The following is a 26,930-nucleotide window of genomic DNA, read 5'->3' on the forward strand; positions in this document are numbered from 1 at the left end:
TTTTACGCGACTCATGTCTAGTTATCCGTCCCTGTTTTACGGTGCCCAAGGTCACAAGCTGCGTTATGCTTTTGCATACGCGCGGACATAGCCTCTGGGCGCTTGGGGCGCTGACGATTGGGGTTGCCATGGGCATCCCAGCGTTCCGGCCAAAGCACCTGGACAGTAAGGCCGAGAGCCTTGGCGATTACGCGCTCCATACGTGGGTAGGGCGTGCGCTTCACGTTCTTCAGGGCTGGCCCTGTGACGTGCTGCTCGCGCGCCAGCTTCGCCAGCGACGTGCCCTTGGCCCGTAGCTGGAACTTGATCCACTCCCAGCGCAGTGCTGGGTCAGATGGGATTTCCGCTGTGTTCATGTCTTGATCCATACCACCTGGCGGGGTGGCGTTTTCGGGATGTTTAACGTGCCTTACGACATAAACATAACCCATAAACAGGATCTGTAAAACTGTTTTCGAGACTTTCTTTTCTCGAAAACGGGCCTCGCAACTGAATACGGTTTTAAGGTCTTATAAATCAATGGGTTACGAAGAAAAGAAACAAGGGAAAGCGTCTGGCGAGGAACTTTCTTTTCCGTATACGGGAATGGAAAGCCGAATAGCTGCCGTTGCAGATCTGTACGAATCCCGAAAACAGGCTGCCGCCACTGCTCAGGTTGCTCTTTCGTCTCTGCAGCGCTGGATATCTGGCGATGGGATGCCTGCCTTTGGCTCCGTTGCCCTTCTAGCCTCTGGAAAGGGCATATCCCTGGACTGGATTGCGACAGGGCGAGGGGAAATGTTCATGGAGACTAGAGCGCAAGAAGCGCCAGTGGCAGAAAGCGATGCCTATGCCTATGTCCCTCTGTACGACGCCCGCTGCAGCGCAGGCAGTGGCGCCTGGAATGAGCGCAGCCGCGTACTGGTGAACCTGTCGTTCACCCGCTACTCGCTCCGCAAGAAGGGTCTGACGCCCGCTAATCTGGCATGCTTGCGCGTAGACGGTGACTCGATGCTTGGGCTGCTCGATGACGGCGACACCGTCATGATCGACCTGAGCCGCAACGCGCTTGAGGGTGAGGGTGTCTATGTGGTCATGCTCGATGACCATCTCTATGCCAAGCGCCTGCAGCGCCAGTTCGATGGCTCGGTGCTGATCATCAGCCACAACGCCGCATACAAAGATATGATGGTGCCCAGGGATCGCCTGGCCGAGCTGCACATCATCGGCCGCGTCGTCTGGGCCGGTGGCTGGATGGTCTAGAGAAGTGACGGGCAGGGAAGCCCGCTCTGCCGCCTCAAACGGCAGTGCCAAATCCCCCTGTGAAATCCTGCCGTTTCCGTGTTCGCGAGTTTTGGCACTGTTTCACCACCCGCCGCGCTGCTCACCCGCCTGAACCCCGCGCCCCGCTTGGCCGTCCGCCATCCCCCGGCCTTATCCGGCTTCTTCCGACGCGCTTCTTGACCTGTGCCAATACTCCCACTAGCTCACATCAGGCGAAGATCTTGCCGGGGTTCATGATGCCATTGGGATCGAACACCGCCTTGACCGCTTTCATGCAGGCGATCTCCGCCTCGCTGCGGCTGTAGTGCAGGTAGTCGCGCTTGGTCATGCCCACGCCGTGCTCGGCGCTGATCGAGCCGTTGTACTTCTGCACGGTCTCGAACACCCACTGGTTGACCACCGCGCACTTGGCGAAGAACTCGTCCTTGGACAGGTTCTCGGGCTTCAAGATATTCAGATGCAGGTTGCCGTCACCGATATGGCCGAACCATACCACCTCGAAATCCGGGTAATTGGCTTCGACGATGGCATCGATATCCTTGAGGAAGGCCGGCACCTGGCTGACGGTGACCGAGATGTCGTTCTTGTACGGCGTCCAGTGGCTGATGGTTTCGGAGATGTATTCGCGCAGCTTCCACAGGTTCTGCAGCTGCTGCTCGCTCTGACTCATCACGCCGTCGACCACCCAGCCCTGCTCGACGCAGTACTCGAAGGTTTCCAGCGCCAAGTTGGCCACTTCCTCGTTACTGGCTTCGAATTCCAACAGAGCATAGAAGGGGCATTCGCTTTCGAACGGCGCCGGCACGTCGCCACGACCGAGCACCTTGGCCAGTGCCTTGTCGGAGAAGAACTCGAACGCGGTCAGGTCGAGCTTGCTCTGGAAGGCGTGCAGCACCGGCATGATCGAGTCGAAATCAGCGGTGCCGAGCACCATCGCGGTGAGGTTCTTCGGCGCGCGATCCAGGCGCATGGTCGCTTCGACCACAAAGCCCAGGGTGCCTTCGGCGCCGATGAACAGCTGGCGCAGGTCGTAACCGGTGGCGTTCTTGATCAGGTCCTTGTTCAGCTCCAGCAGTTCGCCGGTACCGGTCACGACCTTCAGCCCGGCCACCCAGTTGCGGGTCATGCCGTAGCGAATCACCTTGATCCCGCCGGCATTGGTGCCGATGTTGCCGCCAATCTGGCTGGAGCCCGAGGAAGCGAAGTCAACCGGGTAATACAGGCCTTTCTCCTCGGCGAACAGCTGCAGCTGCTTGGTCACCACGCCGGGCTGGCATACCGCTGCACGGTCGTATTCGTTGAACGAGAGAATCTGGTTCATGTAGTCGAACGCCACCACCACTTCGCCGTTGGCCGCTACCGCTGCGGCCGAGAGGCCGGTACGGCCGCCGGACGGCACCAGGGCAATCTTGTGCGCGTTGGCCCAACGCACGATGGCCTGCACCTGCTCGATGCTCTTGGGGAAGACGATGGCCGAAGGCGCCGGGGCGAAATGCTTGGTCCAGTCCTTGCCATAGGCCTCGAGGGAATCGGCGTCGGTCAGTACCTTGCCGGGCTCAACCAGGGTCTTCAGCTCTTCGATCTGGGCAGGGGTGGTCATCTACAGAACTCTCAAAGGATTCATGGTCGCCCTGAGAACCATTCAGGTCGCAACCGAGCATTGAAAAAGGCGAACATGCTAGCATACGCACCCCGTGAATCGAGCCATGCGGCGATCTACGGGCGCTGGCTGAGTTTCTCGGCCCTTCCCTGCAAACATCCCTGGGACAACAGGTACTCCGATGAGCAAGACCTCTCTCGACAAGAGCAAGATCAAGTTCCTTCTTCTCGAAGGCGTCCACCAGAATGCCGTGGACACTCTGAAGGCCGCCGGCTACAGCAACATCGAGTACCTCAAGGGCGCGCTGTCAGGCGAAGAGCTGAAAGAAAAGATCGCCGATGCGCACTTCATCGGTATTCGCTCGCGCACTCAGCTGACCGCCGAGGTCTTCGACTGCGCGAAGAAGCTGGTAGCCGTCGGTTGCTTCTGCATCGGGACCAACCAGGTCGACCTGGACGCCGCCCGCGAGCGCGGTATCGCCGTGTTCAACGCGCCCTACTCCAATACCCGCTCGGTGGCCGAGCTGGTGCTGGCCCAGGCCATCCTGCTGCTGCGCGGCATCCCCGAGAAGAACGCCTCCTGCCACCGTGGCGGCTGGATCAAGTCGGCGGCCAACTCCTTCGAGATCCGCGGCAAGAAGCTGGGCATCGTCGGCTACGGCTCCATCGGCACCCAGCTCTCGGTACTGGCCGAGGCCCTCGGCATGCAGGTGTTCTTCTACGACACCGTGACCAAGCTGCCACTGGGCAACGCCACGCAGATCGGTGACCTCTACGAGCTGCTGGGCCTGTGCGACATCGTCTCCCTGCACGTGCCGGAGCTGCCGTCCACCCAGTGGATGATCGGTGAGAAGGAAATCCGCGCCATGAAGAAGGGCGGCATCCTGATCAACGCCGCGCGCGGTACCGTGGTCGAGCTGGATCACCTGGCCCAGGCGATCAAGGACGAGCACCTGATCGGCGCGGCCATCGACGTGTTTCCGGTCGAACCCAAGTCCAACGACGAAGAGTTCGAGAGCCCGCTGCGCGGCCTGGATCGCGTGATCCTGACCCCGCACATCGGTGGCTCCACCGCCGAAGCGCAGGCCAACATCGGCCTAGAAGTGGCCGAGAAGCTGGTCAAATACAGCGACAACGGCACCTCGGTGTCCTCGGTCAACTTCCCTGAAGTGGCCCTGCCGGCGCATCCGGGCAAACACCGCCTGCTGCACATCCACGAGAACATTCCGGGCGTGATGAGCGAAATCAACAAGGTGTTCGCCGACAACGGCATCAACATCTCCGGCCAGTTCCTGCAGACCAATGACAAGGTCGGCTACGTGGTGATCGACGTCGACGCCGAGTACTCCGACCTGGCGCTGGAAAAGCTGCAGCACGTCAATGGCACCATCCGCAGCCGCGTTCTGTTCTAAGTCGGAGCTGCTGCGCGCCGGCGATACGGCGTTGGGAACGACCTCGGAGATGCTCATTTACTGACGTAAACTCCGCTCTCCTCGGTCGCTCCCGCCTTTTCTCGCTCTAGCTCGCGAGCCCCGGAGCTATGTAGAAATGAACAAAGGGAGGCTTCGGCCTCCCTTTCTCATTCCGTAGGGTACGCCGCGCGCACCACCGTGCCCCGGATTGCATCCGGGCTACCTCAATCCCGCTCCAACCGCGCCAATTCGGCTGCTGCTTCGTCCAACTGCGTTTCGTTGAACACCTTCACCCCGGCTCGTTTCAGCAGGGCAGCAGTAACCCCTTCGCCCAGCACTCGCACGCCACTGAAACTGCCGTCGTAGTTTTCCAGATTGCCACACGAAGGGCTGCGCGCCTTCAGCAGTGCCAGGCGGATGTCGTGCTCGCGCACCAGCGCCAGCGCCTGTTCGGCGCCTTCGACGAACGCAGCCGTGACATCCTCGCCCTCGATCGTCAGTACTGGCAGCCGACCATCCAACACCGCACCACCCTGTCCATCGCGAATTTCCGCAGGCGGACGTGGCGTCGGCAGGCCACCGGCCACCTCCGGGCACAGCGCCACCACTCGTCCTTCATCCAGCCACCTCTGCAGTTGATCGAAAGGGCCGTGAGCACCGCCGTCATAACGCACCCGATGCCCGAGCAGGCAGCGGCTGACCAATATCTTCTGCATTGTCCTCTCCATGACTGTCGCCAGACAGCCCGCAGGCCTCAGAGTACCGCGCCACCTCGACGCCTGAACCAGCCGGTCAATGACAGTCGCTCGCGGGTGGCCGGCAGCACTTCGTGAGGCATCTCGGAAGATAGAAACAGCGCCAGTGTGCCCGCCTGGGGCAGTACGTCATGCTCCCGGCCATCGGCCAGATACAGGCGCAACGCCCCGCCCTGCTCGGCCTGCCAGTCCTCGTTCAGATAGAACACCGCCGACACCGTGCGGCGGTCGTCATCGCGAAAGCGATCAAGATGACGCTGATAGAAGGCCCCCGGTGCATAGCAGGCGAAGTGGCATTCATAGTCTTCGAGCCCCAGATAGAGCGACTGGTTGAGCGCCTGACGCAAACCGTCCATCAATTGCAGATACTGGTCACAGGCTTGGCTCTGCCCAGGTTCCAGCCATTGGATGCGATCGCCGCGAATCCCTTCCTGCACCTGCTGCATGCCCCCACGACCAACGCTGGCGGCATTGAGTTCGCCGTTCTGTGCACGCATACGGCACTCGGCGGCCAGTTCGCGGGTCAGAACCTCTGGGGCGAACAACGCCCGTTGCGACCAGCCCTGGCTGGCAAGGTCGTCGATAAGGCCGGAAAAGAGGTCTTGCAGGCTGGATTCGGTCATGGCGGCGATTGTATCAGTGGCATGTCGTGACTCGACAAGCCTCCACCAGCCACCGAAAATAACCGGCCGCAGCACCCAGCGGCCGGCCAGGAAAGTTTGCCAAGGAGTTCTCGATGCGCGTTCTGTTTGCCCTGTTGCTGATTGGCCTGACCTTGCCGGCCCTGGCAGATGACCACCTGCGCCTGTATCAGGCTGCCGGCTGGCCGCAACAGCGCGAACATTTCAACCAGGCGCTCGACGCTGCTCAGCAGCGCTACCGCAGCACCCTGCCACCGGCGGTGTTTCAGGCGTTGGTGGATAACAGCAATCGCCGCTTCGCCGCTGCCGCCATCGACCAGCGCGCGCAGTACAGCCTGGGCATGGAGCTGGCCGACCCGCAGCCGGCGCTGGCTTTCTTCGAGTCCGCATTGGGCCGCAAGATCGTCGCCGCCGAGACGCTGGCCACCCGTAGCGACCAGTTGGCCAAATATGCCAACGGCCTGCCACGCACCGAGGCCGATGCCACCCGGCGCCTGCTGATTCGTCACCTGGCCCAGGCCATTCCGGCCAAGGAAGCGGGGGCTGAAGTCAGCCTGGCGCTGGCCGGCGTGGCGGCCGACAGCCTTAGCCAGATGATTCCCGGCCTGCTCGGCGGCAGCCAGGCTCAAGGGTTGCTTAATGGCCAGCGTGAGCGCCTGATGACGCAGATCGAACAGGATCTCGACAACACCCTGCTGCACGTCTATCGCGAGCTGAGCGACCCCGAGCTGGAGCAGTTCGTCGAATTCGCCCAGTCGGAGGCGGGCAAAGCCTATTACCAGGCTGCCCTGCAGGCGCTACGCGCAGGCCTCGCAGTAGGCATGAGCAGCAACGAGCTGGCGCCGGCGCCGCAGGGCATCTGAGGCGCCTACCGAGTCCTGGCACAAACCTGCGCGTAGGGCGGTGCTCAGGAGCGAAGCGAAAAGCCCGCCTAACGTTCAACGTCCCGGCGTACTGCTTCGCGACGGCTGCATGGATGCAGGAGGTAGAGCGACGCAGGAGGCCAAAGCCGAGTACGCCCTATGCCAATCGCTCGCGCAGAAAGTCGAAATAGTGCTTACGCAACGTCTCGTTCTCGTTCGCCAGGTGATGGCGGGCGTCTGCCAATCGCAGAATCTGCGGCTGATGGAACTTGTCCTGCAGCACCTCGAGGTTGTAGCGCCAGTCCACGGTCATGTCCGCCTCACCCTGAATGATCAGCGGGCTGTGCGTGCTGCGCCCGGCCGCTTCGATATGCGGCACCCATTTGGCCAATGCCCCCACCCAGGCAGTCGGCAGACTGCGCGGCTGCAGGGGATCGAGGTTGTGCACGAAGTCGATGAAGGTGGCGTCGCTGGAGTTCTCGCTGAAGCGCCGCGGAATTTCCCGAACGAAGGGGCTGAGCATTCGATAGCTGAGCTTCGACCAGGCCCAGGCGCGCGGCCGCACCAGTGGCGCCAGGAGAATGCTCTGCCCGAGCTCCGGGCGCTTGCCGTCGGCGAGCAGATAATCCAGCAGAATCGCCCCACCCGTACTCTGCCCACAGAGATGCCAGGGCTGCGGCAGCCCCAGCTCGCTGGCCTGCTCGAACAACCCGCCCAGCACCTGCTGATACTCGGCAAAATCACCGATGCTGGCGCGCGCACCGCTGGACAGGCCGTGCCCCGGCAGGTCGCAGGCGAGCACGGCAAAATTCATGCTCAGTGCCCAGTCGACCACATGTCGGTACAGGCCCATATGGTCGTAATAGCCGTGCAGCAACAGCAGGGTGCCCTGCGGCTCGGCCGGCGCCCACAGCTGCACGGCGATCTGGTAGCCGGCGGCATTGAAGCTGCCGAGGCGGTTGTCCAGCCCGGCGAAACGCGCTGCCTGATCGAAGCCGTAGAAGCTTCGATAGGCCTGCAGCGCCGGCAATTCCAGGTGCGCTGCGGCCAAGGGTCGCAGCAGCGGGCGCAAGTGATCGGGCTGAAACGGCTCTGACATAGGGCTTTCCATAGGTTGCAGGATGCGCGCGGACGATCCCGACGACATCTCCTCGAATGCTGCGATATTCAGCTGCCCGGCGCATCGTGGCAAGCTACACGCCCTTTTTCGCCCGGCCCTCCCCATGCTCCGCCTGTCCCGCAAGAACCTGCTCATCGCCCTGCTCGCCCTGTCCTGGCTGGCCGGCATGGCGCTGGCCTACCGCTGGTTCGAAACACGCTACCTGCGCACCTTCGACGAGCGCGCAGCGGTGTTCTCCGGCGCCGAACTGCAGCTACCCACTGAACTGAGCGGCCCCGGCGCGATCCGCCTGGTGCATTTCTGGGACCCGGCCTGCCCATGCAATGTCGGCAACCAGCAGCACCTTGCCGAACTGATCGAACACTACACGCCACAAGGTGTGCAATTTCACGTCGTGCAGAAGCCCGGCAGCCAGGGCCGCCTGCCCGCCGAACTGGCCGCACTGCAACCCATCGATGAGCTGCCCGGCAGCACCAACCTGCCAGCCAGCCCCGCGGTGGCAATCTGGGACAAACAGGGCCAGCTGGCCTACTTCGGGCCTTACAGCGAAGGCCTGGTCTGCAACTCGAGCAACAGCTTCATCGAGCCGATTCTCGAAGCCCTGGCCGCAGGGCGCCGGGTCGACGCCAGCAACACCCTGGCGGTGGGCTGCTTCTGTGAATGGTCCGCGCCGACCAGCAACTGACGAGGCCCGAGCAACGTAGGGTGGGTTAGCCGCCTGTCGCGCTTACCGGTCGATTAGCCCTGTTTGACGCGGCGTAACCCACCATCGGCGCAATACGAGCCACCGCCTGGTGGGTTACGCGACGTACCACCTCCGCGGCGTTTGTCGATCCTCCTCCAGCGTCGCTAACCCACCCTACGAACGCTCTTCAATCGCCAGTCGATCCGTGGCGCGATACCAGACCGCGCGGCGTCCCGCCCTGCCAGCGACGAAACGCGCGGTAGAACGGCGACAGCTCGGCGAAACCGCAGGCCCGCGCCACGTCGCGTACACCCAGCCCCTGATCGAGCAGGCGCAACGCGCGCAAACGGCGCACTTCATCGTGAAGCGCACGAAAGCTGCTGCCCTGCTCACTCAGCGCCCGCTGCAAGGCACTGCGGTTGCTGCCCAGAGCCTGGGCACAGGTTTCCAGGCTACAGGTCGCACTGCCCAGGTTGATCTCCAACCAGTAGCGCACCCGCGCCAACAGCTGGTTCTCCACCAACCCTGCCAACTGCTTCTCGGCTTCTTCGCTGAGCACCTCGAACAATCGCGGGCTGGCGCTGCGCGAAGGCCGCGAGAGCAGTGCACGCGGCAGAATCAGCACATCGTGCGGCCTCGAGAAACGGGGCTCGACACCCAGCAGGCGGCGATGCTCGGCAAGCTTGCGTGGCGCCCGGTGGCGAAACTCGACGCCTATCAATGGCAACTCGCCGCCAGCGGCCGACGCCAGCATCTTGCTCAGCAGCACGGCCAGGCACTCCATCTGCTGACGTAGCGAGCCAACCTGGCGATAGTTGAGATCGATCACCAGGTGCGCCTCGTCTCCCTGCTCCTGCAGTCGCGCGGCAAAACCGCCGGAGAGGATGTGCTGGAAGCGCACGAAGGCTTGCAAGCCCTGACGCAGGTCCCGAGCCGCCAGCAGCAGATAGCTGACCACATCCATCGGCCGTGGCTGCATGACCTCGCCCAGGTGCAGGCCGATATCGGCGTCACCGCTGATGCCCTCCAGCGCCTGCCAGAAGCGCGGCGCATTGTCGTGCTCCTCGCGTGCTTCCAGCAACGGCGCCGCCAGGGCTACACCAGCATAGGCCCGACGGTAGGTGTCGGTCGGGTCGAGCCCCAGCGCCGCCAGGGCCTCGTAGAGCAGCCGGCGCAGGGTCGAGGAATGAGTGAGGGCGACGAAGGCGTTATCAGCCATGGCGGTTCCGGGCAGCTATTGACCATAGACTTTCAGTCTTGAGGCATATGGTCAATGCCGACACCCGAGCGCCTGAGCAAAATGCCCGCACGCTTGCTCCACAACAATAAGGATCGCTGGATGAAACGTTCCCTGACCGCCCTTGCGCTGGTGATTGCAGCCGCTGCTGGCGGCCTGACCTGGTACCTGCATGACAAGCAACCGCAACGCGATGGCGAGTTGGTACTCGGCGCGCTGCAGGCGCCGGTCACGGTCGATTACGACGAACGCGGCGTGCCGCACATCCGCGCCGAGAATGAAGCGGACATGTACCGCGCCCTCGGTTTCGTCCACGCCCAGGATCGCCTGTTCCAGATGGAGCTGCTGCGGCGCCTGGCGCGCGGCGAACTGGCCGAAGTGCTCGGAGAAAAGCTGGTGCCCACCGACCGCCTGTTCCGCACCCTGGAAATAGGCCGCCACGCCGATGCCTACGCCGCCAGTCTGGAAGCCAACAGTCCGTCCACCCAGGCGCTGCAGCACTATCTCGAGGGGGTCAACCAGTACCAGGCCAGCCGCCCAGGTCCGCTGGAGTTCGACCTGCTGGGCATCGAGCCACGCCCTTTCACCATGGCCGATACGCTCAGCATCGCTGGCTACATGGCCTACAGCTTCGCCGCGGCCCTGCGCACCGAACCGGTGATGACCCATATCCGTGACGCCCTGGGTGCGGACTATCTCGAGTTGTTCGATCTCGACTGGCATCCGCAGGGCGTGCTCGGCACCTCCCTGGCCGCAGGCGACTGGCAGGATCTTTCCGCCCTCGCTCAACTCAGCAACAGCGCCCTGGAGGGCACCGGCCTGCCACAGTTCGAGGGCAGCAACGCCTGGGCTGTTTCCGGCAGCCGCACCGCCAGCGGCAAGCCACTGCTGGCCGGTGACCCGCACATTCGTTTCTCGCTGCCGGCGGTCTGGTACGAGGCGCACCTGCAGGCGCCCGGCTATGAACTGTATGGCTACCACCACGCGTTGATCCCCAGCGCCATGCTCGGCCACAATCGCGACTTCGCCTGGAGCCTGACCATGTTCCAGAACGACGACCTCGACCTGATCGCCGAGCGCGTCAATCCGGATAACGCCAACCAGGTCTGGTACCAGGGCAACTGGGTCGACCTCGAACAGCGTACGGAAACCATCCGGGTCAAAGGTGCCGAGCCGGTGCAGATTACCCTGCGCCGCTCGCCGCACGGGCCGATCATCAACGATGCCCTGGGCCAGACCAGCGGCAACACGCCGATCGCCATGTGGTGGGCCTTCCTCGAAACCGACAACCCGATGCTCGACGCCTTCTACCAACTGGGCCGCGCCGACAGCCTGGACAAGGCCCGCGCCGCCGTCGAGAAGATCGAAGCACCCGGCCTCAATGTGCTCTGGGCCAGTGCCAGCGGTGATATTGGCTGGTGGGCCGCCGCCAAGCTGCCGCTGCGCCCGACCGGGGTCAATCCGACCTTCATTCTCGATGGCGCCAGCGGTAACGCGGACAAGCTCGGCTATCACCCCTTCAGCGCCAACCCGCAGGAAGAGAACCCGGAGCGCGGCTACATCCTCTCGGCCAACTACCAGCCCGTACCGGCCAGCGGCATCGAAATTCCCGGTTACTACAACCTGCCTGATCGCGGTCAGCGCCTGAACCAGCGCCTGAGCGACGCCTCGGTGAAGTGGGATACGCAGAACAGCCAGGCGCTGCAGCTCGACCCCGGTACCGGCTATGGGCCGCGCCTGCTGGCGCCGATCCTCGACGAGCTGCGAGCGGCAGCGACGACCGATGAGGAGCGCGCACTGGCGGAACAACTGGCCAAGTGGAATGGCGACCACACACTCGATTCCGTGGCCGCCACCCTGTTCAATCAGCTGACCTATCAGCTTGCCCGCGAAGCCATGGCCGACGAGCTGGGTGAGGTGTTCTTCGACAGCCTGCTGCAAACCCGCGTGCTCGACACTGCCCTGCCACGCCTGACCGCCAATGCCGACTCGCCTTGGTGGAATCGCCAGGGCAGCGAGCAACGCGAAAGCCGCGCACAGATCGTCGCCGACGCCTGGCGCGCCAGCCTGACGCATCTACGCAGCGTGCTCGGCAATGATGTCGATGCCTGGAACTGGGGCCGCGGTCATACCCTCACGCATCAGCACGCACTTGGTCAGCAGCAGCCGCTGACCTGGCTGCTGAACGTCGGCCCGTTTGCCGCACCAGGCGGCCATGAAACACCGAACAACCTCTCGCACAAGGTTGGCCCGGCGCCCTGGCCCGTGGTCTATGGCCCATCGACCCGACGACTGGTCGACCTGGCCGATGCCGACAAGGCGCTGGGTGGCATTCCCGTCGGCCAGAGCGGCGTGCCGTTCGACGCGCATTACGGCGATCAAGCGGCGCCCCATGTGGCCGGCAAGTATCAGCCACAGCACCTGAGCGAAGCCGACGTCAAAGCCAACAGCCAGGGCACGCTGAAACTGCTGCCACGCTGAACAACCATCCAGCGCCCTAGAACAGCGTGGTGCGTCATCGGTGCATCACGCTGCACGCTGGTGCACCGCGGCGCCGCAACTGGCGCCGCAGCCCTCGCCCGTGGGCCTCAATCCCAGCGAAATAGCACCTTCCCGCTCCGGTAATAAAATTGGCACACGCCCTGCATATGCTAAGGCAATCCCAGTTTCGGGGACCTTGGTACAGGCAGGCCGGGGAATCCCCTTCTTTATTCGACGCCACCGCGCGTCATGTGTAACGCGCCGCTGCTCTGCCAATGAGCACGGCGCCACCCGTTTCGGGGACCTTGGTACAGGCAGGCCGGGGAATCCCCTTCTTTATTTGGGACGCAGCGTCAGGCGCGCCCGCCAACGTCCATCCTCTTGCGCACCGCGCCACTCCCCGTCCAGCGGGCGGGGTGACACCAGCACCAGCAGCAGATCCCGTCCGTCGCGCTCCACGCGCCAGTTCACCAGCCCCAGCGGCAGTTTCAATTGTCCCTCACGCACACGCCCGTAGGCATCCTCGTAGCGATACACCAGGGCGCCGTCGACATGTTCGGCCTGCGCCTGCGGCTCACGATTGAACCAGAGCTGTAGTCCCTGCTCCCAGGCCTCGGCATCCTCGATACGCAGACGTGGTGGATCGAACACCCGGCCGATCATCATGCCGACGAGAAAGGCGATCAGCATCACCGATGCCACGAAACGCCAGCGCAAACGCGGCCGTGGATCTTCTGGCGGCGTAGAATGGCGCTCGTCCCAGCGCTCGGAGTGTTGCATGTTCCACGTCATCCTCTTTCAACCGGAAATTCCGCCCAATACCGGCAACATTATCAGGCTGTGCGCCAACAGCGGCTGCCAGCTGCACCTGATCGAGCCGCTGGGCTTCGAACTGGACGACAAGCGCCTGCGTCGGGCCGGCCTGGATTATCACGAATACGCCACCCTCAAGCGCCACCCGGACCTGCAGAGCTGCCTCGACAGCCTTGGCCAGCCGCGCCTGTTCGCCTTCACCACCAAGGGCTCGCAGCCGTTCCACGAGATCGCCTACCAGCCCGGCGACGCGTTTCTGTTCGGCCCGGAAAGCCGTGGCCTGCCCGAGGACGTACGTAACGCGCTACCGCCGGAGCAGCGCGTACGCCTGCCGATGCGCGCCGGTTGCCGCAGCCTGAACCTGTCCAACACCGTGGCGGTGACCGTGTACGAGGCCTGGCGGCAGAACGGCTTCGCTGGCGCCGACTAAGGCCGCGAGCGGACACAAAAAAGCGCCCCGAGGGGCGCTTTTTCACGCAGCTGAACCGAGCACTTAGTGAGCAGTGGTTTCGCCGGCTTGCTGCATGCGCTGCAGCTCCTGGGCGTACAGCGCGTCGAAGTTCACCGGCGACAGCATCAGGGCCGGGAACGAGCCACGGATCACCAGGCTGTCCAGCGCTTCACGGGCGTACGGGAACAGGATGTTCGGGCAGAAGGCACCGAGGGTGTGGCTCATCGAGGCAGCGTCCAGCCCCTTGATCAGGAAGATGCCGGCCTGCTGTACTTCAGCGATGAAGGCGACTTCTTCGCCGTTCTTGACTGTCACCGACAGGGTCAGCACCACTTCGTGGAAGTCGCCCTCCAGGGCCTTCTGGCGGGTGTTCAGATCCAGACCGACGCTCGGCGTCCACTCCTGACGGAAGATTTCCGGGCTCTTCGGCGCTTCGAAGGACAGGTCCTTGACGTAGATGCGCTGCAGGGAAAATTGCGGATTCTGCGAATCGGCAGCGGCTGCGCCGCTGTTGGCTTGCTCGGTCATGGCGTTTGCCTTCCTTAACGTTGAGGTTTCAAGCGGGGCTCTGCAGCAGGGCGTCGAGCTTGCCGGCGCGCTCCAGGGCATAGAGGTCGTCACAGCCACCCACATGGGTGCTGCCGATCCAGATTTGCGGCACCGAGGTGCGGCCGGCCTTGCGGGTCATCTCCGCGCGGATGGCCGGCTGACCGTCGACGCGAATTTCCTCGAAGTCCACCCCTTTGCTGGCCAGCAGTTGCTTGGCGCGCATGCAGTAGGGGCACCAGTCGCTGGAGTAGACGACCACGCTGGTCATGTCACTTCACCAGCGGCAGGTTGTCGCCGCGCCAGGTGGCGATGCCACCGGACAGCTTGGCGGCGGTAAAACCGGCTTTCTTCAGCTCGCGGGCGACGCTGCCGGCATGCTGACCCATGGCGTCGACGACGACGATGGTCTTGGCCTTGTGCTTTTCCAGCTCGGCGACACGTGCCACCACCTTGTCGTAAGGGATGTGCAGCGAATCGACGATATGTCCGGCGGAGAAGTCCTTCTGCGCGCGCACGTCGAGCACAACGCCCTTGTCGCTGTTGACCAGCGCGGTGAGCTCGCGGCTCGACAGGCTCTGCCCGCCCTTGCGCATTTCGGTGACGATCAGCAACACCAGCAGAACGGCGAACATTCCACTCAGTACGTAGTGGTTGATGATGAATTCAATCAGGTTGGCGAACATCTATATGGCCCAGGACGGTAAAATGCCGGCCAGTATACACAGCCCCACAGGTCGGCCAAACCCCGTCTGGCAGTGACGCGCCAGGCGCTTGGCCCTAAAATGCCGGGCTGTTTCATTGCCCCCTCAGACGCAGAGCGAGCCAGTTCAATGAGTGCCACGCCAAAACCCTTGGTTCTGATCATCCTCGACGGCTTCGGTCACAGCAACAAACCCGAGTACAACGCCATCCACGCCGCCAGCACGCCGGTCTACGACCGCCTGCGCGCCACCTACCCGCACGGCCTGATCTCCGGCAGCGGTATGGACGTCGGCCTGCCGGACGGGCAGATGGGCAACTCCGAAGTCGGCCATATGAACCTCGGTGCCGGCCGCGTGGTGTACCAGGACTTCACCCGCGTGACCAAGGCGATTCGCGACGGCGAATTCTTCGATAACGCCACCATCAACCAGGCCGTCGACAAGGCCGTGGCCGCCGGCAAGGCCGTGCACATCCTCGGTCTGCTCTCCGATGGTGGCGTACACAGCCACCAGGATCACATCGTCGCCATGGCCGAACTGGCCGCCAAGCGCGGCGCCGAGAAGATCTACCTGCACGCCTTCCTCGACGGCCGCGACACACCGCCGAAAAGCGCGCAACCGTCGATCGAGCTGCTCGACGCCGCCTTCGCCCGCCTCGGCAAGGGCCGCGTCGCCAGCCTCACCGGCCGCTACTTCGCCATGGACCGCGACAACCGCTGGGACCGCGTCGAGCAGGCCTACAATCTGATCGTCGACGGTGCCGGCCAGTTCAACGCCGCCAACGCCGTGGCAGGCCTGCAGGCCGCCTACGAACGCGGCGAGAGCGACGAATTCGTCAAGGCCACCACCATCGGTACACCGGTACAGGTCGAGGACGGCGACGCCGTGGTGTTCATGAACTTCCGCGCCGACCGCGCCCGCGAACTGACCCGCGCCTTCGTCGAGCCTGGTTTCAAGGAGTTCGAGCGCAAGCGTGCACCGCAGGTCGGCTTCGTCATGCTCACCCAGTACGCGGCGAGCATTCCGGCCCCCAGTGCCTTCGCTCCGGAAGCTCTGACCAACGTGCTCGGCGAATACCTGGCGAAGAACGGCAAGACCCAGCTGCGCATCGCCGAAACCGAGAAATATGCTCACGTCACCTTCTTCTTCTCCGGCGGCCGCGAAGAGCCGTTCGAGGGCGAAGAACGCATCCTCATCCCCTCGCCGAACGTCGCCACCTACGACCTCAAGCCGGAAATGAGCGCGCCAGAGGTGACCGACAAGATCGTCGATGCCATCGAGAACCAGCGCTATGACGTGATCGTCGTCAACTACGCCAACGGCGACATGGTTGGCCATACCGGCGTGTTCGAGGCAGCAGTAAAGGCCGTGGAAACCCTCGACAGCTGCGTCGGTCGCATCACCGAGGCGCTTGAGAAGGTCGGCGGCGAAGCGCTGATCACCGCCGACCACGGCAACGTCGAGCAGATGGAAGACGAGTGCACCGGCCAGGCGCACACTGCCCACACCTGCGAGCCGGTGCCGTTCATCTACGTCGGCAAACGCCCAGCGCGCATTCGCGAAGGTGGCGTGCTGGCCGACGTGGCACCGACCCTGCTCAAGCTGATGGGCCTGGAACAGCCGGCCGAGATGACCGGCAAGACCATCGTCGAGCTGCAGTAATCGGCAGAAAACAAGAAACGCCCCGCGCCGTGAGGCCCGGGGCGTTTTTTTTGCCCGGCGGCGCGGGCATACTAGGCCTCAATTCGCCCTCCGGTGTCGCCTCGCCCATGCTTCGCATCCTTGCCCTGATTCTGCTCAGCAGCCTGATCGCTCCGGCCATCGCCGATCAGCGCGCCGATACCCAGCGCCAGCTGGAAGCCGCGCGCCAGGACGTCGCCGAGCTGAAGAAGCTGCTGGAGAAACTGCAGCAGGAGAAATCCGGCGTGCAGCAGCAGCTGAAGAAGACCGAGACCGAGATGGGCGACCTGGAAAACCAGGTCAAGGAACTGCAGCGCGAGCTCAAGGGCAGCGAGCAGGAAATCCAGCGCCTGGATCAGGAGAAAAAAAAACTCCAGGACGCGCGCACTGAACAGCAAAGGCTGATCGCAATCCAGGCCCGCGCCGCCTATCAGAGCGGCCGCCAGGAATACGTCAAGCTGCTGCTCAACCAGCAGAACCCGGAAAAATTCTCACGCACCCTCACCTACTACGACTACCTCAGCCAGGCGCGTCTCGAACAGCTCGCCGCGTTCAACGAGACCCTGCGCCAATTGGCCAATGTCGAGCAGGAAATCAACAGCCACCAGGCCCAGTTACAGGCGCAGAAAGCGGGCCTGGATGAGCGCCACGCGCGGCTCGCCGAAGCGCGCAAGGAACGCCAGCAGGCACTGGCCAAGCTCAACCGCGACTTCGCCACCCGTGATCAGCGGCTCAAGGCGCGCCAGCAGGAACAGGCCGAGCTGGGTCGTGTACTGAAGACCATCGAAGAAACCCTGGCCCGCCAGGCGCGCGAGGCCGAAGAGGCGCGCAAGCGCGCCCTGGCCGCGCAGCAGGCAGAGCAGGCTCGGCCAGGCCAGCAGCCCAGCCAGCCAAGCGGCCCGTTGGTGACATCCGGAGCCGTCTACGGCGGGCCTTTCGCCAGCGCACGCGGCAAGTTGCCGTGGCCGGTCGATGGCCGATTGGTAGCACGCTACGGAACCCCTCGCGGCGGCGACGCTCGTACTAAGTGGGATGGCGTACTGATTGGTGCGCCCGCTGGCAGTCAGGTACGCGCCGTGCATGGTGGTCGCGTGGTATTCGCCGACTGGTTGCGTGGCGCCGGTCTGTTGGTCATTCTCGACCATGGCAACGGTTATCTGAGCCTGTATGGCCACAATCAGAACCTGCTCAAGAGTGCCGGAGACGTGGTAAAGGCCGGCGATCCCATCGCCACCGTAGGTAGCAGCGGTGGCCAGGAAACATCGGCACTGTACTTCGCCATTCGCCAGAACGGTCGCCCGAGTGATCCGGCACAGTGGTGCCGCGCGCAGGGATAACCAAGTTTTTGAAAAACGTAAGCGAGGCCGGCAAGACAAGGCAAAAACGGTCGAAGAAGCGGAATTTACGAGCTGTAAATGAGCATTCTGAGGCCGTTTTTAACGCAGTATTGCCAACGCAGGTAGTTTTTCAGCAGCCTGGTGGCGCCTAATTTAACTAGGAGTTGTCTTCATGTCTCATCGCTTCCGCCCCACCTGCCTGGCCCTGGCCCTCGGGCTGCTGCTCGGCGCTCCAGCCCTGCATGCCGCCGAGCCTGCCCCCGCGCCAGTAGCAGCGGCGAGCGGCAAGGCTCCACTGCCGTTGGATGATCTGCGCACCTTCGCCGAGGTGATGGACCGCATCAAGGCAGCCTACGTCGAGCCGGTAAGCGACAAGACCCTGCTGGAGAATGCCATCAAGGGCATGCTCAGCAACCTCGACCCGCACTCGGCTTACCTCGAACCGGAAGCCTTCGCCGAGCTGCAGGAAAGCACCAGCGGCGAGTTCGGCGGCCTGGGCATCGAGGTCGGCATGGAGGATGGCTTCGTCAAGGTGGTCTCGCCCATCGACGACACTCCAGCATCGAAGGCCGGCATCCAGCCCGGCGACCTGATCGTCAAGATCGACGGCCAGCCGACCAAAGGCCTGTCGATGATGGAAGCCGTGGACAAGATGCGCGGCAAGGCCGGTAGCAAGATCGAGCTGACGCTGGTGCGTGATGGCGGTCGCCCGTTCGACCTGACCCTGACCCGCGCGGTGATCAAGGTGCGCAGCGTCAAGAGCCAGATGCTCGAAGACGGCTACGGCTATCTGCGTATCTCGCAATTCCAGGTCAATACCGGCGAGGAGGTCGGCAAGGCGCTGACCAAACTGCGCCAGGACAACGGCAACAAGAAACTGCGCGGCCTGGTCATGGACCTGCGCAACAACCCGGGCGGCGTGCTGCAGGCAGCCGTGGAAGTCACCGACCACTTCCTCAAGAGCGGCCTGATCGTCTACACCGAAGGCCGCCTGGCCAATTCCGAACTGCGTTTCAACGCCGACCCGGCCGACGCCAGCGAAGGCGTACCGCTGGTGGTTCTGATCAATGGCGGCAGCGCCTCTGCTTCGGAGATCGTCGCCGGTGCGCTGCAGGATCACAAACGCGCGGTACTGATGGGCACTGACAGCTTCGGCAAGGGCTCGGTACAGACCGTGCTGCCGTTGAACAACGACCGCGCGCTGAAGCTGACCACCGCCCTGTATTTCACGCCCAACGGCCGCTCGATCCAGGCTCAGGGCATCGTCCCCGACATCGAAGTGGCGCGTGCCAAGCTCACCCGCGAGCAGGACAGTGAAGGCATCAAGGAAGCCGACCTGCAGGGCCACCTGGGCAATGGCAACGGCGGTGCTGATCGCCCGAGCAAGGCTGCCCAGGCAGCACGCGCCGAACGCCCGCAGGACGACGACTACCAGCTAAGCCAGGCCCTCAACCTGCTCAAGGGCCTGAGCGTCACGCGCGGCAACTGAGCCAGCAGGCCATACGAAAAGCCCGGACAAATGTCCGGGCTTTTTCTTTGGCGAAGCGCGTAGGGTGCGCCGTGCGCACCGAGGCTGGAACCAGCGTCACGGCTGGTGCGCGCGGCCTAGGCGGCCCCGCGACATTCTACGGTTTTACAGATAGTTCTCGGTAATGTCGTCGATGAAGCCTTCGCTGCGCAGCTCATCCAGCGCCTTCTGCAGACGCTGCACCACCTCGTCCGGGGTATCCTTGTTCAGCGCCAGGTACAGCTCGGCTTCCCTGAAACGCAGCACGGTGTTGAGACCGGTAACGTCTTCCTGCTTGGCCAGATAACGACCCACCGGGTCGGTGGTGGCCCACAGGTCGATTTGCCCGCGCACCAGCTTCTTCACGTTCTCCTGGTCGCGCAGGGCGTTGATCGGCTCCAGGCCCTGGCTCTCCAGATTCTGGCTGACCGCATCGTTCTTGTAGGCACCGATACGATATTTGGCAGCATCCTGCAGACTCGACACCTTGATGTCGTTACCCGGCGCGGCGAGCAACACCCAGCCGGTCTTGGCGATCGGGCCGACCCATTTGAACAGCGGCTTGCGCTCCTCGGTATAGGTGGTGGAGAACAGCCCGTAGTTGGGTTTGTCCAGTGTCAGGCGATAGAGGCGATCCCATGGAAAACGCAGGGTCAGGGTGTAGTCGATGCCGGCACGCTTGAACATCTCGCGCACGATGTCGGCACTGATGCCATCGATACCGTCGTCACGGGCGAAGTTCTTGTCGTCCACCGCCATGTTGAAGGGCGGGAAATTCTCGGTCAGCAGCACCACCTTGTAATCCTGCGGCAACTCCGCGTACGCGGAACCGCAGAGCATGAACAAGGTGACAAACAGGCTTTTCTTCAGAGTATTCAGCATAAGACGTACCGCTCGCATGATTTTGGTTATGGCTAGCGACATCCTTGCATGGGCCTGAGCCCGGTCATTGGCACTCAGTGGCTTTGCCATCCATGGCAAGCGACCGGCTCGTGGCCGGTCGCGTGTTCGGTGCTTACAGGTAGTTGTTCAGCGTCTCGTCGACAAAGCCTTCGGCGCGCATCTGATCCAGCGCTGCCTGCAGCTTGGCGACGATCTCGTCAGGCATTTCCTTGTTCAGTGCCAGGTAAAGCTCGGCACTGTCGAAGCGCAACACGGTGCGCAGACCGGAGATCCCCTCCTGCTTGGCCAGGTAGCGGCCGGCAGGATCACCGGTGGCCCATAGATCGATCTGCCCGGCCATCAGCTTGCGGGCATTTTCCTGGTCACGCAACGAGGTGCTGTGCTCCACCCCCTTGTCGACCAGATATTCGGAGATGGCATCGCCCTTGTAGGCACCAATGCGATACTGCTTGGCCTCATCCAGATTGGCCAGGTTGATCGAACTGTCGCCCTTGGCCAGCAGTACCCAGTCATCAGGACCGATCGGGCCAACCCACTTGAACAGTTGCTCACGCTCCGGCAGGCGCGCGGTGACGAAAACACCGTAGTTCGGTTTTTCCAGCGCCAGCTTGTAGATACGATCCCAGGGGAAACGCAGGGTCAGGCTGTACTTGACCCCGGCACGCTTGAACATCTCTCTGACCACATCGACGGCGATGCCATCGATATTGTCTTCCTGAGCGAAGTTCTTGCCGTTGATCGCCATGTTGTAGGGCGGGAAATTCTCGGTCAGCAGGACCACGCTGTAGTTCGGGTCCACTTCGGCGCGCACCGCGCCAGCGAGCACCACAAGGGTGCCAGCGAACGCGATTAGCAGACGTTTGAACATGACATTTCTCTTTCTATGAAAAGGCAGACCACCTCAGGATAACCGCCACGCCCTCCCCGGCCCAGCGATTACTGGCAGTGTGCCTCAGTAGCGCGCCTCGATACTCCTCAACGCCCCCTCGGCCCGCAGCGAGTCCAGTGCACTTTGCAACTTCTGCACCAGCTCGTCAGGAGTCTGCAGGTTGAGCGCTAGGTAGAGATCAGCGGTGTGCAGATTCTGCACCACCTTGAGGTTCTCCAGGCCCTCCTGGCGCGCGACGAAACGCCCCGCCTGATTGGAGGTAACCCACAAGTCGATCTGGCCCCTTTCCAGCTTCTTGACGTTCTCGCTGTCACGCAACGCCGTCTGCACTTCCAACCCGCGATCGAGCAGGAACTGGGTCTTGGCGTCACCTTTATAGCCACCAATACGATAACGCCGTGCGTCGTCGAGACTGTTCAACTGGATCGAACTGTCACCCTTGCTGAACAGCACCCATTCGTTCCTGGCGATCGGCCCCACCCACTTGAACAGCCCTTCGCGCTCTGCGGTACGCGCGGTGGAAAACAGCCCGTAGCCCGCGTCATCCAGCGTCTGCTGGTAAACACGCTGCCAGGGGAAGCGCAAGATCTGCTGGCACTGGACCTGAGCACGCTCGCACACCGCACGCAGGATGTCGGAGCTGATGCCGGTCACGCCATCGTCACGGGCATAGTTGGTGCCGGCGACCGACATGTTGAAGGGAGGCAGATTCTCCGTGAGCAGCACCAGTGGTTCAGCGCGCGCGAGGCTGAGACCACACGCCAGGGCCAGTATGGTCACGAATCGAAGAAGGAACATGGGGACTCCGTGTCGGAAAGTTCGGCAAGGGAATGCCATCCGCCAGAAGCAGAGGCATAGGATTCAGGAATGGTGGGAGATTTTAGCCGCATCGCTGGCACTTTGCCGTCGACTCGCCCGCAGCTTTCGTTACAGGCTCTGTCGAGCGATCAACGGGCCACGAGCGTGACCCGAACAGACCGGAGCCTTAGCGCACCACGATACCGCGACTGGCCAGGTAGGCCTTGGCTTCCGGCACGGTGTACTCGCCGAAGTGGAAGATGCTCGCGGCCAGCACGGCATCAGCCTTGCCTTCGAGGATACCGTCGGCCAGGTGCTGCAGGTTGCCGACGCCACCGGAGGCGATCACCGGCACGCGCACGGCCTCGCTGATGGCGCGAGTCACACCGAGGTCGTAGCCACTCTTAACGCCGTCCTGATCCATGCTGGTCAGCAGGATCTCACCGGCGCCCAGCTCTTCCATCTTGCGCGCCCACGCCACGGCATCCAGGCCGGTCGGCTTACGCCCGCCATGGGTGAAGATCTCCCAACGGCCCGGCTCACCCGGCGCAGACACACGCTTGGCGTCGATGGCGACGACGATGCACTGCGAGCCGAAACGCGCGGCAGCCTCGCCGACGAACTCGGGATTGAACACCGCAGCGGTGTTGATCGACACCTTGTCGGCGCCGGCATTGAGCAGGTTGCGAATGTCCTGCACGGTGCGCACGCCGCCACCGACGGTGAGCGGGATGAACACCTGGCTGGCCATGCGCTCGACGGTGTGCAGGGTGGTGTCGCGGCCGTCGACGCTGGCGGTGATGTCGAGGAAGGTGATCTCGTCAGCGCCCTGCTCATCGTAGCGGCGAGCGATCTCCACCGGATCACCGGCGTCGCGGATGTTCTCGAACTTGACGCCCTTGACCACGCGGCCGTTGTCCACGTCGAGGCAGGGGATAATGCGTTTAGCCAGTGCCATACGGAGCTCCCGTAGGGTGGGTGCAACCCACCGATAAAGATTGCGTCAATTGCGGCGGGTTTCACCCGCCCTACGGTTCAACCCTTGAAGCTGTCGCAGAAGGCCTGCGCCTCGGCCACATCCAGGGTGCCTTCGTAAATCGCGCGGCCGGTGATGGCGCCGATGATGCCGGGCGAGCGCGCCAGCAGCAGCTTCTCGATATCACCCAGGTTGTGGATGCCGCCGGAGGCGATCACCGGAATGCGGCTGGCAGCGGCCAGCGCGGCGGTGGCTTCGACGTTGCACCCCTGCATCATGCCGTCTTTGGCGATGTCGGTATAAACGATGGCGGACACGCCGTCAGCCTCGAAGCGCTTGGCCAGGTCGGTAGCCTGCACGCTGGAGACTTCCGCCCAGCCGTCGGTGGCAACGAAGCCGTCCTTGGCATCCAGGCCGACGATGACCTTGCCGGGGAAGGCCTTGCACGCCTCGGTGACGAACTCAGGCTCTTTCACCGCCTTGGTGCCGATGATCACGTAGCTGACGCCGGCACGCACGTAGTGCTCGATGGTCTCCAGAGTACGGATACCGCCGCCGATCTGAATTGGCAGGGTCGGGTAGCGCTTGGCAATGGCGGTGACCACCTCGCCGTTGACCGGTTGGCCTTCGAAGGCGCCGTTCAGGTCGACCAGATGCAGACGACGGCAGCCACCCTCGACCCACTTGGCAGCCATGCTCACCGGATCATCGGAGAACACCGTGGAGTCTTCCATACGGCCCTGACGCAGACGCACGCAGGCGCCGTCCTTCAGATCGATAGCGGGGATAATCAGCATCGGTTGAACCTGCTCAAGTTTGAATTCGGTAAGGCGCTCAGCTCTTTTCGAGCGCCCAGAGGTCGCTCTCGATGCTTTCGAACCTGTCTTTCAGGTGCGCCTGCACATCGAGAATCGCCTTGTTGTAATAGTGCGGCGCCAGCTCGCGGGTGATCTGGTCGAGGACTTCCTGCACTTCGAAGGTGCCCAGCTGCAGCTCGAAACGTTCGTCGAGAAAGCGCTTCAGCATCAGCAGCGCGGCCTGCTCCTGGGCAGGCTCAAGCGCGAGACTGGGGACCTTGCTGCGGGCCATTACCAGCGCCCATCCCAGGCGGCGAAGTTCTGCAGCAGCTGCAGGCCATGGGTATGGCTCTTCTCCGGGTGGAACTGCACGGCGAAGCGCGAGCCCTCGGCCAGTGCGGCAGCGAAGTCCTTGCCGTAGTGGCCGCGACCGACCACCTGCTGCGGCTTGCCGGCCTCGATGTAGTAGCTGTGCACGAAGTAGAAGCGTGCGCTGTCCGGGATGTCGTGCCACAGCGGGTGCTTGACTGCCTGGCTGACCTCGTTCCAGCCCATGTGCGGCACCTTCAGGCGCTCGCCGTCTTCGTTCAGATCCTTGCCGAAGAAGCGCACCTGACCGGGGAACAGGCCGATGCAGTCGACGCCGTCGTTCTCCTCGCTGCGCTCGAGCAGCGCCTGCATACCGACGCAGATACCGAGGAACGGACGGTCGGCGCTGACCTCACGCACCAGCTCATCGAAGCCCAGGCGCCTGATCTCGGCCATGCAGTCGCGGATCGCGCCGACGCCGGGAAACACCACGCGGTCGGCCTCGCGGATCACCTTGGCGTCGGAGGTCACCAGCACGCGGCCGGCGCCGACATGCTCCAGCGCCTTGGCCACCGAGTGCAGGTTGCCCATGCCATAGTCGATTACGGCTACCGTCTGCATTTACAGACAGCCCTTGGTCGACGGCATCTGCCCGGCCATGCGCGGGTCCAGCTCCACCGCCATGCGCAGCGCGCGTCCGAAGGCCTTGAACACGGTCTCGATCTGGTGGTGGGTGTTGTGCCCACGCAGGTTGTCGATGTGCAGCGACACCAGCGCGTGGTTGACGAAGCCCTGGAAGAACTCCTGGAACAGGTCAACGTCGAAGTTGCCAACCACCGCGCGGGTGAACGGCACGTGCATCTGCAGGCCCGGGCGACCGGAGAAGTCGATCACCACGCGCGACAGCGCTTCGTCCAGCGGCACGTAGGAATGGCCGTAACGGGTCATGCCCTTCTTGTCGCCAATGGCCTTGGTAAAGGCCTGGCCGAGAGTAATGCCGACGTCCTCGACGGTATGGTGGTCGTCGATATGCAGATCGCCCTTGCACTCGATATCGAGGTCGATCAGACCATGACGGGCGATCTGGTCGAGCATGTGCTCGAGAAAGGGCACACCGATATCGAAGCGCGCCTTACCGGTGCCATCCAGGTTGATCGAGACCTTGACCTGGGTCTCCAGGGTGTTGCGCTCGACGAATGCCGTACGTTCGGCCATCACCAGCTCCACGAATTACTAACGGAAAAAGGCCAGCATTATAGGCGTGCCGGGGCGGCAACGGCTACCGGCGATGGTCGGACGGGCAGAAACGAAAAAGCCCGCGCAGGCGCGAGGCCTGAGCGGGCTTTTCCACAAGCACGGCGTTACTGGAACAGCACGACGGTCTTCTGCAGGGTGATCCACACACCCCAGGCCAGCGGGATACCCACCACCAGCCAGGCGGCGACTGCCACCGGCTTGCTCGACGGATCAGCCGACCACTCCAGCTCGCTCGCTGCCGGCGCCGACTTCTCGCCATGGGCGCGCTCGGCGGCCAGCTCGGCCTCGGTCATGAAGTACTTTGGCGCCACCGGACGCACCAGGGAGTTGCAGATGAAGCCCAGCACCAGCAGACCGGCAAGGATGTACAGAGTGATGTCGTAGGCCGCAGCCTTCTCCACTCCGATGCTCAACTGGTACTCGCGCAGGTAGTTGACCAGCACCGGGCCAAGCACACCAGCCACCGCCCAGGCAGTCAGCAGGCGACCGTGGATCGCGCCGACCATCTGCGTGCCGAACAAATCGGCCAGGTAGGCGGGCACGGTGGCGAAGCCGCCGCCGTACATCGACAGGATGATGCAGAACGCCAGCACGAACAGCGCCAGGCTGCCCAGGTGACCGAGCATCGGCACCGAAGCGTAGAGCGCGAAGCCCAGCCCGAAGAACACGAAGTAGGTGCCCTTGCGACCGATAAAGTCCGAGCAGGAGGCCCAGAAGAAGCGGCCACCGATGTTGAACAGGCTGAGCAGACCGGTGAAGCCCGCAGCGATGGCGGCGATCTCGACCAGTTGCGCGGAGCTGAGCTCGTTGAAGGCCAGGTCGACACCGATCAGCTTGCCGGCGAAGACTTCCTGCAGCAGCGGCGAAGCCATGCCGATGATGCCGATACCCGCCGACACGTTCAGGCACAGCACGGCCCAGACCAGCCAGAACTGCGGGGTCTTCCACGCGGTGTTCACGTGTACGTGACCCTTGGTGATCATCGCGTTGTTGGCCTTGGCTGTCGGCGCGGTCCAGCCTGCCGGTTTCCAGCCGGTCGGCGGTACGCGGTAGGACAGCGCACCACCCATCATGAAGATGAAGTAGATCACCGCCATGACCACGAAGCTCTGCCACACGCCCACGCCTTCAGCCGACGCGAAGTGATTCATCAGGATTGCCGCCAGCGGCGCACCGACCATCGCACCACCGCCGAAGCCCATGATCGCCATGCCGGTGGCCATGCCGCGCTTGTCCGGGAACCACTTGATCAAGGTCGAAACCGGCGAGATGTAACCCAGGCCGAGACCGATACCACCGATTACCCCCGAGCCCAGCCATAGCAGCCAGATCTGGTGGGTATAGATACCCAGCGCGGAAATCAGCAGACCGCCGCACCAGCACAGCGCGGAGACCACGCCCGCCTTACGCGGGCCAGCATGTTCCAACCAGCCACCCCAGATGGCAGCCGAGCAACCGAGGAAAACGAAGAACAGGGTATAGATCCAGCCGAGCATGGAGATCTGCCAGTCGCAGTTGCTGGCGAAGATCTGCTCGAAGAAGCCCATTTCCGGGGCACAAGCCGTGGCAGCGGTGATACCGACCGCCTTCGACAGCGGCAACCAGAATACCGAGAAGCCGTAGGCCATGCCGATACACAGGTGAATGGCGAGAGCGGCTGGCGGAACCAACCAACGGTTGAAACCGGGGCGCGCGATGATGCGCTCCTTGGATAGAAATGCGGGCTTCGCCACATCGCCGTCCAATACAAAGGCGTCAGTCATAGAGTAGGTCTCTTCTTATGGTTACGAGCAAGCAAGGGCAATCGCATAGACTCGCCGAGGTAAAAGCTTGCGGAGAGTAGCACCAGGGCGCGACAAATCGCCGCGCAAGAAGTCAATTTTTATCAATTTATGCAGATTTTTTGC

General features: G+C 63.1%; 28 protein-coding genes. 9 read left to right on the forward strand and 19 right to left on the reverse strand.

Going from position 1 to position 26,930, the window contains the following annotated elements; genetic code table 11:
* Positions 1-17: 17 nt before the first annotated feature.
* Positions 18-356 carry a helix-turn-helix domain-containing protein gene (locus BM186_RS24930; protein WP_074916773.1) on the reverse strand — a complete coding sequence of 113 codons (339 nt, stop codon included), beginning with the start codon at positions 354-356 and terminating at the stop codon, positions 18-20.
* 229 nt (positions 357-585) lie between these two features.
* Here BM186_RS24930 and BM186_RS27050 point away from each other — a divergent pair, with 229 nt between their 5' ends.
* On the forward strand, positions 586-1,242 hold the full coding sequence (locus BM186_RS27050) for a LexA family transcriptional regulator (RefSeq protein WP_394327906.1): 657 nt from the start codon (positions 586-588) through the stop codon (positions 1,240-1,242).
* Between the two features lie 229 nt (positions 1,243-1,471).
* Here BM186_RS27050 and BM186_RS24940 read toward each other — a convergent pair whose 3' ends face one another.
* On the reverse strand, positions 1,472-2,863 hold the full coding sequence (locus tag BM186_RS24940) for an FAD-binding oxidoreductase (RefSeq protein WP_074919076.1): 1,392 nt from the start codon (positions 2,861-2,863) through the stop codon (positions 1,472-1,474).
* Between the two features lie 181 nt (positions 2,864-3,044).
* On the opposite strand from BM186_RS24940, the gene serA reads away from it, so the two are divergent.
* Positions 3,045-4,274, forward strand: a complete 1,230-nt coding sequence (gene serA / locus BM186_RS24945; RefSeq protein ID WP_017675927.1) for a phosphoglycerate dehydrogenase — start codon at positions 3,045-3,047, stop codon at positions 4,272-4,274.
* 224 nt (positions 4,275-4,498) lie between these two features.
* Here the strand turns inward: serA and BM186_RS24950 are convergent, their stop codons facing one another.
* Positions 4,499-4,990: a 2-thiouracil desulfurase family protein gene (locus BM186_RS24950; protein ID WP_074919078.1), complete on the reverse strand. Its 492-nt coding sequence runs from the start codon at positions 4,988-4,990 to the stop codon at positions 4,499-4,501.
* Between the two features lie 38 nt (positions 4,991-5,028).
* A complete protein-coding gene (locus BM186_RS24955; RefSeq protein ID WP_074919080.1) occupies positions 5,029-5,652 on the reverse strand; it encodes a 2OG-Fe(II) oxygenase in 624 nt (207 codons plus the stop codon).
* A gap of 113 nt (positions 5,653-5,765) precedes the next feature.
* Here BM186_RS24955 and BM186_RS24960 point away from each other — a divergent pair, with 113 nt between their 5' ends.
* A complete protein-coding gene (locus tag BM186_RS24960; RefSeq protein WP_074919082.1) occupies positions 5,766-6,533 on the forward strand; it encodes a hypothetical protein in 768 nt (255 codons plus the stop codon).
* Positions 6,534-6,690: 157 nt separating this feature from the next.
* Here BM186_RS24960 and BM186_RS24965 read toward each other — a convergent pair whose 3' ends face one another.
* Complete coding sequence (locus tag BM186_RS24965) at positions 6,691-7,632, reverse strand: phospholipase BipL (protein WP_072424840.1); 942 nt, start codon at positions 7,630-7,632, stop codon at positions 6,691-6,693.
* Positions 7,633-7,756: 124 nt separating this feature from the next.
* Here BM186_RS24965 and BM186_RS24970 point away from each other — a divergent pair, with 124 nt between their 5' ends.
* On the forward strand, positions 7,757-8,338 hold the full coding sequence (locus tag BM186_RS24970; protein WP_072425063.1) for a DUF6436 domain-containing protein: 582 nt from the start codon (positions 7,757-7,759) through the stop codon (positions 8,336-8,338).
* A 187-nt stretch (positions 8,339-8,525) separates the two neighbouring features.
* On the opposite strand, the gene BM186_RS24975 is transcribed toward BM186_RS24970, so the two are convergent.
* Positions 8,526-9,557: an AraC family transcriptional regulator gene (locus BM186_RS24975; RefSeq protein WP_074919083.1), complete on the reverse strand. Its 1,032-nt coding sequence runs from the start codon at positions 9,555-9,557 to the stop codon at positions 8,526-8,528.
* 120 nt (positions 9,558-9,677) lie between these two features.
* On the opposite strand from BM186_RS24975, the gene BM186_RS24980 reads away from it, so the two are divergent.
* Positions 9,678-12,056: a penicillin acylase family protein gene (locus BM186_RS24980; protein ID WP_074919085.1), complete on the forward strand. Its 2,379-nt coding sequence runs from the start codon at positions 9,678-9,680 to the stop codon at positions 12,054-12,056.
* 336 nt (positions 12,057-12,392) lie between these two features.
* Here BM186_RS24980 and BM186_RS24985 read toward each other — a convergent pair whose 3' ends face one another.
* Positions 12,393-12,836 (reverse strand): hypothetical protein, encoded by a 444-nt coding sequence (locus tag BM186_RS24985; RefSeq protein ID WP_017675935.1) that lies wholly within the window; start codon positions 12,834-12,836, stop codon positions 12,393-12,395.
* Between BM186_RS24985 and trmL the strand changes: the two genes are divergently transcribed.
* Positions 12,835-13,299, forward strand: a complete 465-nt coding sequence (gene trmL, locus BM186_RS24990; RefSeq protein WP_059392386.1) for a tRNA (uridine(34)/cytosine(34)/5-carboxymethylaminomethyluridine(34)-2'-O)-methyltransferase TrmL — start codon at positions 12,835-12,837, stop codon at positions 13,297-13,299. The genes BM186_RS24985 and trmL overlap by 2 nt on opposite strands.
* A 63-nt stretch (positions 13,300-13,362) precedes the next feature.
* On the opposite strand, the gene secB is transcribed toward trmL, so the two are convergent.
* From secB to BM186_RS25005, 3 genes are read right to left on the reverse strand one after another with little or no spacing between them, the layout of a single operon-like run.
* Positions 13,363-13,848, reverse strand: a complete 486-nt coding sequence (gene secB, locus BM186_RS24995; RefSeq protein ID WP_017675937.1) for a protein-export chaperone SecB — start codon at positions 13,846-13,848, stop codon at positions 13,363-13,365.
* A gap of 28 nt (positions 13,849-13,876) precedes the next feature.
* The gene (gene grxC, locus BM186_RS25000; protein ID WP_003464145.1) at positions 13,877-14,137 is read right to left on the reverse strand and encodes a glutaredoxin 3; all 261 of its coding nucleotides are present in this window, start codon (positions 14,135-14,137) and stop codon (positions 13,877-13,879) included.
* Between the two features lies 1 nt (position 14,138).
* Positions 14,139-14,552: a rhodanese-like domain-containing protein gene (locus tag BM186_RS25005; protein WP_064495066.1), complete on the reverse strand. Its 414-nt coding sequence runs from the start codon at positions 14,550-14,552 to the stop codon at positions 14,139-14,141.
* A gap of 147 nt (positions 14,553-14,699) precedes the next feature.
* Between BM186_RS25005 and gpmI the strand changes: the two genes are divergently transcribed.
* The 3 genes from gpmI to BM186_RS25020 all read left to right on the forward strand — a co-directional run bounded on the left by gpmI (position 14,700) and on the right by BM186_RS25020 (position 19,076).
* Entirely contained in the window at positions 14,700-16,232 is a 1,533-nt protein-coding gene (gpmI, locus tag BM186_RS25010) for a 2,3-bisphosphoglycerate-independent phosphoglycerate mutase (protein ID WP_074919087.1), read from the forward strand.
* 107 nt (positions 16,233-16,339) lie between these two features.
* Positions 16,340-17,587 carry a murein hydrolase activator EnvC family protein gene (locus BM186_RS25015; RefSeq protein ID WP_074919089.1) on the forward strand — a complete coding sequence of 416 codons (1,248 nt, stop codon included), beginning with the start codon at positions 16,340-16,342 and terminating at the stop codon, positions 17,585-17,587.
* A 172-nt stretch (positions 17,588-17,759) separates the two neighbouring features.
* Entirely contained in the window at positions 17,760-19,076 is a 1,317-nt protein-coding gene (locus BM186_RS25020; RefSeq protein ID WP_072424833.1) for a S41 family peptidase, read from the forward strand.
* A 144-nt stretch (positions 19,077-19,220) separates the two neighbouring features.
* On the opposite strand, the gene BM186_RS25025 is transcribed toward BM186_RS25020, so the two are convergent.
* The 9 genes from BM186_RS25025 to BM186_RS25065 all read right to left on the reverse strand — a co-directional run bounded on the left by BM186_RS25025 (position 19,221) and on the right by BM186_RS25065 (position 26,786).
* Positions 19,221-19,976 carry a substrate-binding periplasmic protein gene (locus BM186_RS25025; protein ID WP_072424832.1) on the reverse strand — a complete coding sequence of 252 codons (756 nt, stop codon included), beginning with the start codon at positions 19,974-19,976 and terminating at the stop codon, positions 19,221-19,223.
* 133 nt (positions 19,977-20,109) lie between these two features.
* Positions 20,110-20,865: a substrate-binding periplasmic protein gene (locus BM186_RS25030; protein ID WP_072424831.1), complete on the reverse strand. Its 756-nt coding sequence runs from the start codon at positions 20,863-20,865 to the stop codon at positions 20,110-20,112.
* Between the two features lie 84 nt (positions 20,866-20,949).
* The gene (locus BM186_RS25035) at positions 20,950-21,684 is read right to left on the reverse strand and encodes a substrate-binding periplasmic protein (RefSeq protein ID WP_074919091.1); all 735 of its coding nucleotides are present in this window, start codon (positions 21,682-21,684) and stop codon (positions 20,950-20,952) included.
* A gap of 187 nt (positions 21,685-21,871) precedes the next feature.
* Positions 21,872-22,642: an imidazole glycerol phosphate synthase subunit HisF gene (hisF, locus tag BM186_RS25040; protein ID WP_064495061.1), complete on the reverse strand. Its 771-nt coding sequence runs from the start codon at positions 22,640-22,642 to the stop codon at positions 21,872-21,874.
* Positions 22,643-22,719: 77 nt separating this feature from the next.
* The gene (hisA, locus tag BM186_RS25045; protein ID WP_017675946.1) at positions 22,720-23,457 is read right to left on the reverse strand and encodes a 1-(5-phosphoribosyl)-5-[(5-phosphoribosylamino)methylideneamino]imidazole-4-carboxamide isomerase; all 738 of its coding nucleotides are present in this window, start codon (positions 23,455-23,457) and stop codon (positions 22,720-22,722) included.
* A gap of 37 nt (positions 23,458-23,494) precedes the next feature.
* Entirely contained in the window at positions 23,495-23,749 is a 255-nt protein-coding gene (locus tag BM186_RS25050) for a DUF2164 domain-containing protein (protein WP_017675947.1), read from the reverse strand.
* Positions 23,749-24,387: an imidazole glycerol phosphate synthase subunit HisH gene (hisH, locus tag BM186_RS25055; RefSeq protein WP_074919092.1), complete on the reverse strand. Its 639-nt coding sequence runs from the start codon at positions 24,385-24,387 to the stop codon at positions 23,749-23,751. The genes BM186_RS25050 and hisH overlap by 1 nt, the downstream gene beginning before the upstream one ends.
* Entirely contained in the window at positions 24,388-24,981 is a 594-nt protein-coding gene (gene hisB, locus BM186_RS25060; protein WP_017675949.1) for an imidazoleglycerol-phosphate dehydratase HisB, read from the reverse strand. It abuts the gene before it with no gap.
* Between the two features lie 146 nt (positions 24,982-25,127).
* Complete coding sequence (locus tag BM186_RS25065) at positions 25,128-26,786, reverse strand: OFA family MFS transporter (RefSeq protein WP_072424827.1); 1,659 nt, start codon at positions 26,784-26,786, stop codon at positions 25,128-25,130.
* Positions 26,787-26,930: the final 144 nt, after the last annotated feature.

The organism is Ectopseudomonas toyotomiensis (assembly GCF_900115695.1).
Taxonomy (GTDB): domain Bacteria; phylum Pseudomonadota; class Gammaproteobacteria; order Pseudomonadales; family Pseudomonadaceae; genus Aquipseudomonas; species Aquipseudomonas toyotomiensis.

What these genes read in the sequence shown, in the direction of transcription:
- BM186_RS24940 (WP_074919076.1), bottom strand. Translation starts at nt 2,863, where the DNA reads ATGACCACCCCTGCCCAGATCGAAGAGCTGAAGACCCTGGTTGAGCCC.
- gpmI (WP_074919087.1), top strand. Translation starts at nt 14,700, where the DNA reads ATGAGTGCCACGCCAAAACCCTTGGTTCTGATCATCCTCGACGGCTTC.
- BM186_RS25050 (WP_017675947.1), bottom strand. Translation starts at nt 23,749, where the DNA reads ATGGCCCGCAGCAAGGTCCCCAGTCTCGCGCTTGAGCCTGCCCAGGAG.
- hisF (WP_064495061.1), bottom strand. Translation starts at nt 22,642, where the DNA reads ATGGCACTGGCTAAACGCATTATCCCCTGCCTCGACGTGGACAACGGC.
- BM186_RS24955 (WP_074919080.1), bottom strand. Translation starts at nt 5,652, where the DNA reads ATGACCGAATCCAGCCTGCAAGACCTCTTTTCCGGCCTTATCGACGAC.
- BM186_RS25065 (WP_072424827.1), bottom strand. Translation starts at nt 26,786, where the DNA reads ATGACTGACGCCTTTGTATTGGACGGCGATGTGGCGAAGCCCGCATTT.
- BM186_RS24930 (WP_074916773.1), bottom strand. Translation starts at nt 356, where the DNA reads ATGAACACAGCGGAAATCCCATCTGACCCAGCACTGCGCTGGGAGTGG.
- BM186_RS25030 (WP_072424831.1), bottom strand. Translation starts at nt 20,865, where the DNA reads ATGTTCAAACGTCTGCTAATCGCGTTCGCTGGCACCCTTGTGGTGCTC.
- BM186_RS25015 (WP_074919089.1), top strand. Translation starts at nt 16,340, where the DNA reads ATGCTTCGCATCCTTGCCCTGATTCTGCTCAGCAGCCTGATCGCTCCG.
- BM186_RS25035 (WP_074919091.1), bottom strand. Translation starts at nt 21,684, where the DNA reads ATGTTCCTTCTTCGATTCGTGACCATACTGGCCCTGGCGTGTGGTCTC.
- BM186_RS25005 (WP_064495066.1), bottom strand. Translation starts at nt 14,552, where the DNA reads ATGTTCGCCAACCTGATTGAATTCATCATCAACCACTACGTACTGAGT.
- hisH (WP_074919092.1), bottom strand. Translation starts at nt 24,387, where the DNA reads ATGCAGACGGTAGCCGTAATCGACTATGGCATGGGCAACCTGCACTCG.
- BM186_RS27050 (WP_394327906.1), top strand. Translation starts at nt 586, where the DNA reads ATGGAAAGCCGAATAGCTGCCGTTGCAGATCTGTACGAATCCCGAAAA.
- serA (WP_017675927.1), top strand. Translation starts at nt 3,045, where the DNA reads ATGAGCAAGACCTCTCTCGACAAGAGCAAGATCAAGTTCCTTCTTCTC.
- BM186_RS24965 (WP_072424840.1), bottom strand. Translation starts at nt 7,632, where the DNA reads ATGTCAGAGCCGTTTCAGCCCGATCACTTGCGCCCGCTGCTGCGACCC.
- BM186_RS25025 (WP_072424832.1), bottom strand. Translation starts at nt 19,976, where the DNA reads ATGCTGAATACTCTGAAGAAAAGCCTGTTTGTCACCTTGTTCATGCTC.
- BM186_RS24975 (WP_074919083.1), bottom strand. Translation starts at nt 9,557, where the DNA reads ATGGCTGATAACGCCTTCGTCGCCCTCACTCATTCCTCGACCCTGCGC.
- BM186_RS25020 (WP_072424833.1), top strand. Translation starts at nt 17,760, where the DNA reads ATGTCTCATCGCTTCCGCCCCACCTGCCTGGCCCTGGCCCTCGGGCTG.
- grxC (WP_003464145.1), bottom strand. Translation starts at nt 14,137, where the DNA reads ATGACCAGCGTGGTCGTCTACTCCAGCGACTGGTGCCCCTACTGCATG.
- trmL (WP_059392386.1), top strand. Translation starts at nt 12,835, where the DNA reads ATGTTCCACGTCATCCTCTTTCAACCGGAAATTCCGCCCAATACCGGC.
- BM186_RS24980 (WP_074919085.1), top strand. Translation starts at nt 9,678, where the DNA reads ATGAAACGTTCCCTGACCGCCCTTGCGCTGGTGATTGCAGCCGCTGCT.
- hisB (WP_017675949.1), bottom strand. Translation starts at nt 24,981, where the DNA reads ATGGCCGAACGTACGGCATTCGTCGAGCGCAACACCCTGGAGACCCAG.
- BM186_RS24950 (WP_074919078.1), bottom strand. Translation starts at nt 4,990, where the DNA reads ATGCAGAAGATATTGGTCAGCCGCTGCCTGCTCGGGCATCGGGTGCGT.
- hisA (WP_017675946.1), bottom strand. Translation starts at nt 23,457, where the DNA reads ATGCTGATTATCCCCGCTATCGATCTGAAGGACGGCGCCTGCGTGCGT.
- BM186_RS24970 (WP_072425063.1), top strand. Translation starts at nt 7,757, where the DNA reads ATGCTCCGCCTGTCCCGCAAGAACCTGCTCATCGCCCTGCTCGCCCTG.
- BM186_RS24960 (WP_074919082.1), top strand. Translation starts at nt 5,766, where the DNA reads ATGCGCGTTCTGTTTGCCCTGTTGCTGATTGGCCTGACCTTGCCGGCC.
- secB (WP_017675937.1), bottom strand. Translation starts at nt 13,848, where the DNA reads ATGACCGAGCAAGCCAACAGCGGCGCAGCCGCTGCCGATTCGCAGAAT.
- BM186_RS24985 (WP_017675935.1), bottom strand. Translation starts at nt 12,836, where the DNA reads ATGCAACACTCCGAGCGCTGGGACGAGCGCCATTCTACGCCGCCAGAA.